Source organism: Thermodesulfobacteriota bacterium, assembly GCA_035325995.1.
Classification (GTDB): Bacteria; Desulfobacterota_D; UBA1144; order Nemesobacterales; family UBA2774; genus JADLGH01.
In genome coordinates, this window is sequence record DAOKYU010000026.1 from 1 (window position 1) to 11,431 (window position 11,431).

Here is an 11,431-nt window from a genome sequence, read left to right on the forward strand (position 1 = left end):
CCTCCCCCTGGGAGGGGGAGGGAAGAGTAAGGTAGGTCGGATTCTTAACGCTCATGCACTCGATGTTTTCGGCGGGGCAAGTCTGGTGGTTAAATGGAACGGACGACCGGGCGTTGCTATGAATTTCCAAGTCGGCTACGTCGAATTCCGGCACGCGAGCACACGTATGTGTGTTTCTCGGCATAGCAACGAAGTTGCTAAAGTCACTTAAAGCGCGTCCGAAGAAAATTACAACGACCTTGCTACTTCGAATTCCTGCGCACGTGGCCCGCCAGCCCGGGAATGTATTGCTGCGCCGCGGGCGGCTTGCAATATGATGATTTGGGAGGATGTGGGCTGGGTATTGATTAGGAGCAGGTTTAGAGTTTCAACGAACCCTTTACTGAAAGGACAAAGGATTCTTGATGGATTGCTGGTGGAAAACTGAATGGGTTCCTGCCTCCGCAGGAATGACAATAATAGGGTAGATTCCTCGCACGCTCGGAATCGTTGCTAGAAATTAAAAAATCAAAGGCGAGATCCTGAATCAAGTTCAGGATGACTGAAATGTGGTACTTCCTCGCACGCTCGGAATGGTTACGGGAATGACAGACACGTAGTGTCTTTCTCGACGTAGCACTGTCGCTGCCGGAATCACAGGTAGTGCGGCGGGTGGTATTGGCAATACGCCGCTACTTCGATTTCGTGCACGCGTGGCGTGCTTCCTCGCTCGCTCGGAATTGTTGGAAATGGCGGAAGTAAGGTACCCACCCGTTCCCTCCCCTATTGATAAGGGGAGGGGGATAAGGTGTCGTGATTTTTAGTAGGTGGTCCAGCCGCCGTCGATTGTGAGGCTGGTGCCGGTCATGTATTTGGATTCGTCGCTGGCCATGAAGAGCACGGCGTAGGCGATGTCGTCCGGGACGCCGCGGTAGCCCATGGGGATTAGCTGGGCGGCGATGTCGTCGAGCTTTTTCTGCGCCTCGGGCGGGTTGCCGAGGAAGTCTTCGTTCATCTTGGTTTTGATGAAGCCGGGGCAGATCGTGTTGACGCGGATGTTCTCTTTCGCGTGGTCCATGGCGAGGCTGCGGGTGAACTGGAGCACTGCGCCTTTCGTGACGTTGTAGGCTATCGTGTTGGCCGCGCCGATGTAGCTGAGGACAGAGCCGTTGTTGATGATGGAGCCGCCGCCGTTCTTGACCATGTGGGGGATGACGTATCTCGTCATGAGGAACATGCCGCGCAGGTTGATGTCCATCATTTTGTCCCAGGACTTGACCGGCGTCGAGACGACCGTGCCGGTTTCGAGAATGCCGGCATTGTTGAAGAGAATGTCGATTTTCCCGAACTTTTTGATGAAGTCCTTGACCGTGGCTTTAACGTCGCTTTCGTCGGAGACGTCGCCGGGGAAGGCCGTGATCGCGCCGCCGCTTTCCTTGACGACCTCGTCGAGCTTTTTCTTGCGGCGTCCCGTGATGCCTACCTGTGCGCCTTCTTTCGCGAAGAGGAGGGCCGTCGCCTTCCCTATGCCTTCGTTGCCACCCGTGATGAGGGCAGTTTTACCTTCGAGTCTCATAACGTGCCTCCGTTACTGGAATTGTAGATATTAATAAACATGAAAGAGGGAGGGATGTAAAGGTGAAAGTAGAGGGGAATGGGCGCCTTGCAGTGCGTGTAGTTGCAAGCAGTGGAGGGAGATGTAGCGTCTTTTCGGCGTAGAGCGGCGGGTGCCAGAGGCACGTGGAGTGCGTCGGGTGGTAATGGCCGGGCGTTGCCACTTCGATTGCGTAGTGAGTGCCGTAATTCTATAGCAGTCCGAGTGCGAAGGGCGTTTTGATGCTCGCTCTCACTATCTCGTAATCCTGCACACGCGGCGCTAGGCTTCGTGTTCGGGGAGGCGTTCGTACGCGAGGTCGATGTGGATTTGCCACGGGGCGAGCTCGGGGTATTTGGAGACGAGGGCGGCGAGCTCGTCGATTTTGTCGCGGCGGCCCTGGAAGCTCCAGATCTTGGCACCGAGCTCTATGGCGGGGAGGTTCGTGATGTCGAATTCGCCGAAGTCGAGCTTCGATTTTTCGATCAGCGAGGGGATGAGCGGAAGCGAGAGGTCGCAGAATTTTACGACCATGAAGTTGTAGCCGTTGCGGACGTTTTCGGTGATGAGGTTAAGGTAATAGTAATATTTATCGACGTCGGCTGCGAGTGATTGTGTTTTGTCTGTCATGGCTGTTCTCCGGTAGAAAAATATAAATGTGTGTGGGAGAAAGGCAACGGGGATAAAAGAAGATTGCCGCGGTCGCGGAAGGCGCTTCCTCGCAATGACTGAAAAACCCTTGATGGATTGCTTGCGGAAATGGATTCCCGGCCCGGCTTCGCCAATGCTATCAGGCTTCGGGGGCGCGGGGCTTGGAGATGTGGAGGCCGACGAGGCGGGCGACCATGATAGTGATGTAGAGCTGGCCGACGATGGCTTCTATCACCGCTATCGAGCGGGCCTGGTCGGTAGCGGGGATGATGTTTCCGTAGCCGACTGTCGTGAGCGTGACGAAGCTGAAGAAGAGGTAGCGCGGCGGAGTCATGGCGAGGTGCCCGGAAGTGTCGACGAACGAGCCCGGCGTGACGAGCTCGATCAGGACGTAGAGCGCCGCCCACGAGAGGCCTATCAGGAGGTACACGCAGACGGCGGCGAAGAGGATTTCGGTCGTGACTTCGCGGGACCTGATGAGGTGAATGAATATGCTGATCGTCGTATAGAAGAAGAGGAGGACGGCGAAGACGATTTCCTTCCGGATGATCACCCCGCCGTCGAGCTCGAACAGGGGGAGATTGACGATCAGGCTGACGAACCACGGCAGGGACAGGACGGCCATGATGATGTAGTCGCGGCGGCGTTTGCTGACGGCGATGATGGCCGCGATCATAACCATGATGGTCAGGAGAGTGAGTATGATCTGGTCGAGCGTGTTGGCTTCGAGGTAGGGGTAGGCAATGATGAGGAGGACCAGGGATTTGGCGAGATAGGAGAACCTCCGCACCCTTACGCGCGCGATGATTCGTGCAAACAGATTGGCCTTTTCCTGCTCGGGGTTGGGCATTGCGCTCCGTCAGACGTCAGTCGGCATTATCTTCAGGCTCGTCCAGGCTCGGCGGCGGGTTGTCCACCGGGTCGGGCCTGCCGGTGTTGTCGACGCACTTGAGCTGACATTCCTTGAGATTCTCGATGTTGACGGCCGTTACAGTCAGGCAGGTGATCGGGTCTTCGGAGAAGGTTATGACGTCGCCGGGCTCGAAGTCGGGGCATTTGTCGAGCATAAGGTAGGTCTTTTGGCCGATGAGCATGGCGGTGCCCTGGATGGCCATGATTTTGTAGGTCGCCTGATCCTGCGCGAGGGCCGGTGCCGCGAAGGCGGACACGATTGCAGCGATAACTGCCAGTTTTTTCATAGTTTTTTCCTCCTGTCGATTCGAAGCGCCGGCCGAGGGCCGCGCCAGGATTTCAGTATACTGCCGTCGAGGGCCTAACTCAATCGGATTTTGAAACAGGGCCCGGCGCGGAGGGTTCGTCTGAGACGCGGGCGAGGAGCTTCTTGAGGGAGGCTGTTTCGCGAGGGGTCAGCCTGGAGAAGAATTCGTCCCGCACCGTGCGGCTGTAGACGGGCCACATGCGTTTCCGGAGCCGGGCGCCCCTGGGCGTGATGAGGGCGATTACGCCGCGGGCGTCGCCGGGGCACATTTCACGGCGGGCGAGGCCCTCCTTTTCGAGGCGCGTCACGAGGCGCGTGACGTTGTATTTGTCGAGGAGGACGCGCGAGCCGAGGTCGTTCAGCCGGAGGCCCGTAGGGCGGGCCTTTTCGAGCTCCCAGAGGACGTCGTACCAGGTGAGCGGCGGGAGGCCGCTTTTCTTGAGCGCTGCTTCGACGGACTGTATGAGATTCTGGCTCGACCGGACGAGGCCGGTCCATGCGGCCGTTTCGTCGCCGGTCCATGCAGCGGGGTTGTTGCCGGATTCGGTCATATTAGTGAATATAATACATTATGGTTGCATTTGCAACGATGGGGAGTTGAGGGAATGAAAAGAAAAAGATGAGATCCTGAACTCGATTCAGAATCTAAGTCTTTAAAAGATTTAATTACAACTACTTTTACTTTTGCCTGACCACGCACGTATGCGCGTCTTCAGACGTAGCGCGTTCGGAGGTTAGAAGCGACTGAAGCGCGAAAGGTGGTAATAGAATGCGCTGCTACTTCGATTGTCAGCGGACACGGTTCGCACGGCCGGGGGGGTATTGCTGCGCTGCTTATGCAGCTTGCAATATTATAGTTAAGGAATTCTTGATGGATTGCTGGTAAAAGTGGATTCCCGATTAAGACATCGATGCTAAAAATAGCAGTTACGAGCAGTACCGGATATGCGTTTTTGCTTCAAGGTTGCGGCACCGGTTCTTGCGCACTCTCAGAACCGTTGGGAATGACAGAAGGGTGGGGATTCCTCGCACGCTCGGAATCGTGACGGATCAAAAGAAGATTGCCGCGGGTGCTTAGCACCCTTGCAGTGACGGACTAAGAAAGATTTTAATCTTAGGTACTTCCGAGCAGTCCCAGATATGCTTTCTTGCAATCGGCTCAGGGTGTCCGATTCCTCGCACGCTCGAAATCGTTGCTCGAAATGACACACGTGGTGTGTTTTTCGACGAGGCACGTTCGGAGATTTTAAGTATCGGAAGCGCGACAGGCGATACTGGCGGTATCGCTGCTACTTCGGGTGTCAGCGGGTACAGTCCGCCCGTTGACAAGGACGCGGGGGAGGATATAGAATTAGGTTATGAGAAGGACCTTTCGGTCGCTCACTCCCCGCTGGCCTTACTTCATCCCGCTGGTATTCCTCGCCCTTTTTATCAGTAGCTGCGACGGCGGCAACGACCGTTTGAATCCGGACATTGAATCCGTGATCGACGATATCGTCGAGTGCGAGATGCTGGAGAAGCAGGTGCCGGGCGTCTCGATTTCGGTCGTCAAAAACGGGGAGGCGATTTACCAGAAGGGGTATGGGAAGGCGGACATCACGGCGGGGATTGACGTTACGCCTGAGACGGTATTCGCGATCGGGTCCGTGACGAAGGTGTTCACGGCGATAGGCGTTTTGAGGCAGTACGACGCGGGGCTCGTCGACCTGGACGAGGCGGTAGGGGCGTATCTGCCGGACCTTCCGAACGAGGAATGGAAGGAGAGGACTGTCCGTGACCTGCTGTCGATGAGCAGCGGTATCCCCGAGTACGCGTTCTGCAGGGGCGGCGCAAAGGACGGGGAGGCGTGCGAGGACCACCCGCAGGGTTCGCCGTTCGTTTTCAATCCGTGCGGAGAGGGGTCCGTTTGCGAGGGCGCGAACAGGGTGCCGTATCCGCAGTACCTGGACGGCGCGGCGCAGATACCGCTTCAGTTCCCGGGCGGGGACCAGTACTTCTACACGAATACGAATTTTATAATCCTCGGCGAGCTGATCGAGGCGACGGCCGGGCTCGGCTACGAGGAATATATAAAAGATTTCATACTCGACCCGCTGGAGATGACGAGCACGCGGCCGAATAGTGTTCCGCCGCCGGTGATTCCGGGGCTTGCGCTCGGGTACAGGCACGTGGACCCGGGGACCGAGGGCGCGGCGCCGTGCGTCGAGCTCGCCGATCCGCCGGATAATTGTTCGGGGCCGGCGCCGACGAACGTCGCGTGCGCGGCGATACCGACGGACGACCTAAGGCTGCCGGAGCAGTCGTTCAGCGCTGGGTGGCTGATTACAAATCAGAGGGACTTCGCGAAGTTCGAAAGGGCGCTTCACGGGCTCAGCCCCGAGCTGCTGGAGGCTGAGACTTATGCGCTCATGTGGACGAACACGGAGCTCAGCGACGGGACGTTCGAGAGGTTCGGGCTCGGGTGGGACGTGTGCTCGGAGCTGGACGACGCGAATTGTCCGAAGCCGGTCGATCCGCTTGCGGGCGGGGAGCTTTTGCCGGGTGCGGAGGTTGCCGCCGGCAAGGTCGTCTCGAAGGACGGCGGCGTGCCGGGGTATAGCTCCGCCATCGTGCGCTACCTCGACGACGGGGTTACGGTGCTCGTTTTGGCGAATACGCTCGACTCGAGCGGCCCGCTGCAGTTCTCGCCCGTGGGGCTTGCGGCGGCGATTGCGGAGGCTGTGAGGGAAGGGGATTAGGTTTTCTTTTCTGCCAAGGGTACTGCTCACCCTGTTATGCATCACGCGACATAAAGCTTTAAATTCCCATTGTTTACTTTGATTCAAAAGAGAGATTGCTTCGCTTCGCTCGCAATGCGGGTTAAAGGTAACCCCCACCTTGGTCCTCCCCCTTCCAGGGGGAGGAGGGATTAAAAGACAGATTTCTCCCTGCGGTCGAAATGACAAAGTAAAGGCGGATTGCCGCGGGTGCATAAAGCGCACCCTCGCAATGACGCGTACAGTGTTTAGCCGGCGAGGGCGATCAGCTCCATTATCCCCCTTCTTACCATCATGATCCCGATTGCGGCGAGGAGTATGCTCATGATCTTGGCGAAGGCGCGCGCGCCGTTGTCGCCGAGCACGTGGAGGATGAGGTCGGCCTTGAAGAGGGCGACGAAGAGGACGGCGAGGTTGATGAAGAAGGCGAGGAGGGCGGGGGCGTAGCCGTAGCGATCGACGAGGATGATGAGGGTCGTGAGGAGCGCCGGGCCTACGATGAGGGGGATAGCGAGAGGGAAGACGCCTAGCGAATCAGCCGAGGCGGCGTTAGCCCGGGAGGAGCCGTCGGAGAGGAGGTCGATTATGGAGATTATGAAGAGCAGAACGCCGCCCGCGATGGCGAAGTCCTGAATCGTGATTCCCAGAAGGTCGAATATGACCTTGCCGGCGAGGACGAATATGACGCCGATGACGGCAGCGGTGAGGACGGAGTTGAGGACGATTTTGCGGCGGTCGCCGGGCTCGTGGCCGCGCGTTATCGAGAGGAACAGCGGGACTATGCCCACGGGGTCGATAGCGACGAAGATGGGGATGAAGCACAGAAGCGCGGGCTCGAGTATGGATGTGACGCTTTCCTGAAGGGGCATGGGCCTCTCGCCGGGCGGCGCAATTCGAAGCGCCGCGCACATTTATTGATTATGCCACAAACGCCCGGGTTTGCCATCAGGCCCGGGGCCCGACCGGGAACGCTTCCCCGACGTTAAAAGGAATTTTCCCATACGTGAAAATTGTCCGAATCTTCGTTGCAATTGCAACCATCGTAAAGGGGTATAGTTGCAAAAGCAACGAATAAAATATACGGGAGGCAGTCATGAAGAATATTTCGAGAGATGAGCTGAAGGGGATTCTGGAGAACGGCGGGGTTACGATCGTAGAGGCGCTTTCTGAGAGGAGCTGGAAGGATGGGCACCTGCCGGGCGCTGTGCAGCTCGATTACCCGGAGGTGAGGGAAAGGGCGGGAGACGTCTTGCCGGACAAGGACGCGAAGATAGTCGTTTACTGCGCGAACGAGGTGTGCCGGAACTCCGTCAAGGCAGCCGAAGAGCTGGAGGCCCTGGGATACACGAACGTTTACGAGTACGCCGGCGGGAAGCAGGATTGGGTTGAAGCGGGGCTGGCGCTTGAGAGGTAAGCGCGGGAGGGGGGTGAAAGGAAAAGGCTAAATCCCCCCTTACCCCTCCGGCTTCGGCTCACACCTACGCCGCGACAGGCCTTTTCCTGGGGGGAGATAAAGAAAGGACTGGATTCCCGACCCGGCTTCGCTTCCGACTTCGCTAAAGCTTCGACCGATAAAAAGGCTTCCACCTTCGCTGAAGCTACGGTGGACAAGTCGACCGATAAAAAAGCTTCGCCGCGGCAGGTACAGGCATTCGGGAATGACAAACATCGAGAGCGGCGTCCAATTCCTCACTCGTCAGGAATTGTTGGGAATGACAGAACAGATAGATCCTGAAACAAGTTCAGGATGACAGATGTGAGGTAATTCCTCGCGCGTTCGAAATCGTTGTTCGAGATGACAGCGTTACCGGCGTTTACACGTTCATCGCACCGTAATGCGGAAGAAGCGGCGGGGGCCGACGCCGGAGCCGGCGGAGCAGAGTGTCGTGCCGGGGGCGACGGCTTTAAAGCCGAGGCCGCTCGGCGTGTCGACCGTCGTGGCCACGCCCGGATCGTCGCAGAGGGATATGATCACGGGGCATGTGACCAGCCCCGACTTGCAGACCTCGAAAACCTGGCCGGGCTTCATCTCGATATTATATGTTTGCCCCGCGGCGGAGGAGCCGTCCGTGGAGATGACGAGGGCGACAAGCAGAGCCAGCGTTGCGGCGGCGGTTTTCATGAGCGTCATATACAAAGTATATATCAGATATTGAATCGCATGATAATTCTCCGCGCCGTCATCTGAAGACGTTGACGAGCGTGCACGTGACCTTGCCGAGGATCATTTCGGGGTCGAGGTCCGTCCATTTTATGGAGGAGGGCGGGTAGTTCTTGTTATAGGGAATGAGGGTGAGGCCGCCGGGCTCCGTGGAGCATTCGCGGACGATGCTGCCCTCGTGGGGGATGTTGAATGCGTAGACGTGGCCGGAGACTATGTCTTTCGCCGCCGTGTCGACGACGGCTTTCGCACCGTCCATGATGAGCTTTTCCATGGAGTCGCCGTTTACGCGGATGACGACGCAGGAGTCGTTCCAGACTTTTTTCGGGAGGAGGACGGAGTCGGCTTCGAGGGGGGAGAGGTCGCCCGGGGCGCCGCCCATGACGGAGAAGCCGGGGACTTTGACGCTGGCCTCGGGCGTGAGCGAGGCCCACGGGGCGCGGCGGATGAAGTCGAGGGTGTAGCCTTCCTTGTCGCAGAAGCCGACGAGCTCGTCGAGGAACGAAACCCTGTCGCGCTGCTTGGCGTTGGAGAGCGCCCCTCGGCCGACGCCGAGCGTGTCCGCGACTTCGTAGTCTTTAGTGAAGCCTTTCAGGGATTTTATCGTGTCAATTATCTCGCAGACCGTTTTGCGCATTAGAGGCTCCTTGGGTGCTTTATTCCAATCATATGAATATCTTTTAACATAAAAATCAAGAAAAGTATAAATGTATCTTGCCAAAATACACAGATTGTGTTTTAATTTTGTTAAATAGTGGATTATTGCTAATATTAATACACGGATTGTGTAATTGCAATAAGAATTGGATTATCGGTTTTCCGGCGGGCGGGGCGCTGATTCAGCGTCCGGGGCATAGGAAGGAGAAGTCGGCGGGACGGTGCGCGGGCTCTGCCGGACATAAAATCACATGATTCCCGGAAGGGGCGGAGGTTAAAAGATGAGTGAAGTGAAGCTTAGGGTTTTGAGCGAGATGTTCAGGGGCTTGCTTTCGCGGATGGATTCGCTGTCGACGGAGGAGCTGCTGGAGCTTCAGTCGGAGAGGGGCGGGGCGGAGGGCGCGTGCTCCCAGGCGTTTCATCATGTGATGCTGGCGCTGGAGGATATGGCGAGGGCTGAGCTGATAAACAGGGATTTGATCAGGGGCGCGGGGGCGTGAGTGAAGAGGGTGGCGAGGTTCCCGGGGGGAGGGAGAGAAGGATTCCCCCTCGGGGTCTTTTGCATATATAAGGAGAGAACGGCGAGCCGGGAATGGCTTTACCGAAGGCGGGACTTACAATTTCAATATGTCGTCATGGACAAGGTTCAGAATCCAGGAATTCAGCTGCAAAGGCAAAGGATTAACTGAACGGGTTCCTGCCATTTTGATTTGAGTTACTTTCGAGCAGTACTATAGACCCTTTCGTGCAATCGTCCAAATGACAGAGTAAAAAGGATGGGATTGCCGCGGTCGCGTGGGGCGCTCCCTCGCAAGGACGGATTAAAGGTAACCCCCACCTTAGTCCTCCCCATGGAAGTGGGAGGAGAGATTAAAAGACAGATTTCTCCCTGCGGTCGAAATGACAAAAAAGCGCTTGATGGGTAGTCTGCGGAAGTAGATTCCCTATATCGGACTACGCCTCGGACTACGCCTCGAACTACGCCAAGGCTCCGACCGATAAAAAGGCTTCGACCGACAAGCAAGCATTAGGGAATGACAGGAGTGTGGAGATTCCTCGCTCGCTCGGAATCGTTGTTCGAGATGACAAAAGCGCTTGATAGATTGCTGACGGAAAACTGAATGGGTTCCTGCCTGCGCAGGAATGACAACAATAAGGTAGATTCCTCGCGTGCTCGGAATCGTTGGGAATAGCACTCACGTATGTGTGTTTCTCGGCGTAGCGGGTTTGGAGGCTCGAAGCGCCGGAAGTGCGGCAGGTAGTAGCAGCAATACCCGGCATTTCGCGGGGCGGGGGAACTTGGGATATAATTGAATATCACCCGGGGCCGTGCGGACGGCGCGGCGCCGGAAACTGTGGAGGATAGCATGAGGGGACTTCGTATATCTCTGGCGGGACTTTTCGTTATCGCGCTCGTGGCGCTGTCGGGTTCGGGGGGATGCAACAGCGGCGAGACGTGTGACATAAGGTTTAACGAGTTTCTGAACGGCACGTCCATGGAGACGCAGGATTCTGAGTGGCAGTGCGAGAACGGCGGGGTCGTCGTGTTCACGATCGCGTTCTTTTCGGACGGGACCGGCGTGAGGTCGGACGCCGGGGATTTCGAGTGGGAGCAGACGAAGTGCAGGGAAGTGGAGCTGGAGACGCCGGCGCTGGAACAGGCGACCCTGGACAGGATAGAGGGCGGCGTGAGGGAAGTGGCCGGCGTGACAATCGGGACGCTCTCGTTCAGGCAGACGTCGGACGAATTGGGGGATTTGACGGTGGCGTGCAACCTGGTGCTGTTCTAAAGGGAGAATAGATGAGACGGAAAGGATTGATTTACGGTGTGTTGATAGTGCTCGGGCTCGCGGCGATGGCGTCTTACGTGTTTAACTTCCAGGCGGCGGAGGATGCGGAGCTGACGGGCGAGGTGCAGCAGGCGGAGCAGGATGCGTCCGGCGCCAACGGTTCCGGGGGGCAGGCCGCCGGGCTGGATGACGAGATTGCGCGGACGAAGCATCTCCAGGAGCAGCGTAAGGCAATCATGGACGAGATGGTTTCGGGCGGCATAGCCGAGAGGATAGAGAACCCGGCCGGGGAGCCGTTCGTCTACGTGATGGAGCCGTTTTACAGGCTGACGAAGGCGGAGCAGTCGTCGCTTCTTAACGTGATATGGTCGTATTACATCACCGAGGACAGGAATGCGGACGCCGTGACCGTTTATGACAATGCGACGGGACAGGAGATCGGGACGTATTCGCAGGCGGGGATGAAGATCGGGGGGGAGTAGGGCGAAGTTGCCGGTACTGTGAAAGCTGGTGGAAGCTGCACGATTGGCGGCCTTGCGGGGGACGTTCTGTAGTAGCTGGTAGATATGGAGAAAGGGCTTTCTACTTTTGCCTGACCACACACGCATGTGTGATTTACGGCGT

Annotated in this window: 13 protein-coding genes; 5 read left to right on the top strand and 8 right to left on the bottom strand. The window is 57.3% G+C overall.

The annotated features are described in order from the left end of the window. Positions 1-799 precede the first annotated feature (799 nt). From PKC29_15145 to PKC29_15165, 5 genes are all read right to left on the bottom strand, one after another. Positions 800-1,555 carry an SDR family oxidoreductase gene (locus tag PKC29_15145; protein HML96754.1) on the bottom strand — a complete coding sequence of 252 codons (756 nt, stop codon included), beginning with the start codon at positions 1,553-1,555 and terminating at the stop codon, positions 800-802. A gap of 300 nt (positions 1,556-1,855) precedes the next feature. Continuing rightward, the gene (locus PKC29_15150; protein ID HML96755.1) at positions 1,856-2,203 is read right to left on the bottom strand and encodes a hypothetical protein; all 348 of its coding nucleotides are present in this window, start codon (positions 2,201-2,203) and stop codon (positions 1,856-1,858) included. A gap of 160 nt (positions 2,204-2,363) precedes the next feature. Then, positions 2,364-3,074 (bottom strand): ion channel, encoded by a 711-nt coding sequence (locus tag PKC29_15155; GenBank protein HML96756.1) that lies wholly within the window; start codon positions 3,072-3,074, stop codon positions 2,364-2,366. Positions 3,075-3,090: 16 nt separating this feature from the next. Then, positions 3,091-3,423 (bottom strand): hypothetical protein, encoded by a 333-nt coding sequence (locus PKC29_15160; protein HML96757.1) that lies wholly within the window; start codon positions 3,421-3,423, stop codon positions 3,091-3,093. A gap of 79 nt (positions 3,424-3,502) precedes the next feature. Beyond that, complete coding sequence (locus PKC29_15165) at positions 3,503-3,994, bottom strand: MarR family winged helix-turn-helix transcriptional regulator (protein ID HML96758.1); 492 nt, start codon at positions 3,992-3,994, stop codon at positions 3,503-3,505. An 807-nt stretch (positions 3,995-4,801) separates the two neighbouring features. Here PKC29_15165 and PKC29_15170 point away from each other — a divergent pair. Further along, positions 4,802-6,181 carry a serine hydrolase domain-containing protein gene (locus PKC29_15170; GenBank protein HML96759.1) on the top strand — a complete coding sequence of 460 codons (1,380 nt, stop codon included), beginning with the start codon at positions 4,802-4,804 and terminating at the stop codon, positions 6,179-6,181. A 266-nt stretch (positions 6,182-6,447) separates the two neighbouring features. On the opposite strand, the gene PKC29_15175 is transcribed toward PKC29_15170, so the two are convergent. After that, positions 6,448-7,068 carry a MarC family protein gene (locus tag PKC29_15175; GenBank protein HML96760.1) on the bottom strand — a complete coding sequence of 207 codons (621 nt, stop codon included), beginning with the start codon at positions 7,066-7,068 and terminating at the stop codon, positions 6,448-6,450. A gap of 224 nt (positions 7,069-7,292) precedes the next feature. Here PKC29_15175 and PKC29_15180 point away from each other — a divergent pair, with 224 nt between their 5' ends. After that, entirely contained in the window at positions 7,293-7,613 is a 321-nt protein-coding gene (locus PKC29_15180; GenBank protein ID HML96761.1) for a rhodanese-like domain-containing protein, read from the top strand. A 408-nt stretch (positions 7,614-8,021) separates the two neighbouring features. On the opposite strand, the gene PKC29_15185 is transcribed toward PKC29_15180, so the two are convergent. After that, the gene (locus PKC29_15185; GenBank protein HML96762.1) at positions 8,022-8,330 is read right to left on the bottom strand and encodes a hypothetical protein; all 309 of its coding nucleotides are present in this window, start codon (positions 8,328-8,330) and stop codon (positions 8,022-8,024) included. 49 nt (positions 8,331-8,379) lie between these two features. Then, entirely contained in the window at positions 8,380-8,997 is a 618-nt protein-coding gene (locus PKC29_15190) for a S24 family peptidase (protein HML96763.1), read from the bottom strand. A gap of 301 nt (positions 8,998-9,298) precedes the next feature. On the opposite strand from PKC29_15190, the gene PKC29_15195 reads away from it, so the two are divergent. From PKC29_15195 to PKC29_15205, 3 genes are all read left to right on the top strand, one after another. Beyond that, the gene (locus PKC29_15195) at positions 9,299-9,517 is read left to right on the top strand and encodes a hypothetical protein (GenBank protein HML96764.1); all 219 of its coding nucleotides are present in this window, start codon (positions 9,299-9,301) and stop codon (positions 9,515-9,517) included. 867 nt (positions 9,518-10,384) lie between these two features. After that, the gene (locus tag PKC29_15200) at positions 10,385-10,807 is read left to right on the top strand and encodes a hypothetical protein (protein HML96765.1); all 423 of its coding nucleotides are present in this window, start codon (positions 10,385-10,387) and stop codon (positions 10,805-10,807) included. An 11-nt stretch (positions 10,808-10,818) separates the two neighbouring features. Beyond that, complete coding sequence (locus tag PKC29_15205) at positions 10,819-11,289, top strand: hypothetical protein (protein ID HML96766.1); 471 nt, start codon at positions 10,819-10,821, stop codon at positions 11,287-11,289. The last annotated feature ends 142 nt before the right edge of the window (positions 11,290-11,431 follow it).

Bases quoted from the DNA above. Each gene is read 5' to 3' on its own strand.
- PKC29_15145 (HML96754.1), bottom strand. From the start codon at position 1,555: ATGAGACTCGAAGGTAAAACTGCCCTCATCACGGGTGGCAACGAAGGC.
- PKC29_15150 (HML96755.1), bottom strand. From the start codon at position 2,203: ATGACAGACAAAACACAATCACTCGCAGCCGACGTCGATAAATATTAC.
- PKC29_15155 (HML96756.1), bottom strand. From the start codon at position 3,074: ATGCCCAACCCCGAGCAGGAAAAGGCCAATCTGTTTGCACGAATCATC.
- PKC29_15160 (HML96757.1), bottom strand. From the start codon at position 3,423: ATGAAAAAACTGGCAGTTATCGCTGCAATCGTGTCCGCCTTCGCGGCA.
- PKC29_15165 (HML96758.1), bottom strand. From the start codon at position 3,994: ATGACCGAATCCGGCAACAACCCCGCTGCATGGACCGGCGACGAAACG.
- PKC29_15170 (HML96759.1), top strand. From the start codon at position 4,802: ATGAGAAGGACCTTTCGGTCGCTCACTCCCCGCTGGCCTTACTTCATC.
- PKC29_15175 (HML96760.1), bottom strand. From the start codon at position 7,068: ATGCCCCTTCAGGAAAGCGTCACATCCATACTCGAGCCCGCGCTTCTG.
- PKC29_15180 (HML96761.1), top strand. From the start codon at position 7,293: ATGAAGAATATTTCGAGAGATGAGCTGAAGGGGATTCTGGAGAACGGC.
- PKC29_15185 (HML96762.1), bottom strand. From the start codon at position 8,330: ATGACGCTCATGAAAACCGCCGCCGCAACGCTGGCTCTGCTTGTCGCC.
- PKC29_15190 (HML96763.1), bottom strand. From the start codon at position 8,997: ATGCGCAAAACGGTCTGCGAGATAATTGACACGATAAAATCCCTGAAA.
- PKC29_15195 (HML96764.1), top strand. From the start codon at position 9,299: ATGAGTGAAGTGAAGCTTAGGGTTTTGAGCGAGATGTTCAGGGGCTTG.
- PKC29_15200 (HML96765.1), top strand. From the start codon at position 10,385: ATGAGGGGACTTCGTATATCTCTGGCGGGACTTTTCGTTATCGCGCTC.
- PKC29_15205 (HML96766.1), top strand. From the start codon at position 10,819: ATGAGACGGAAAGGATTGATTTACGGTGTGTTGATAGTGCTCGGGCTC.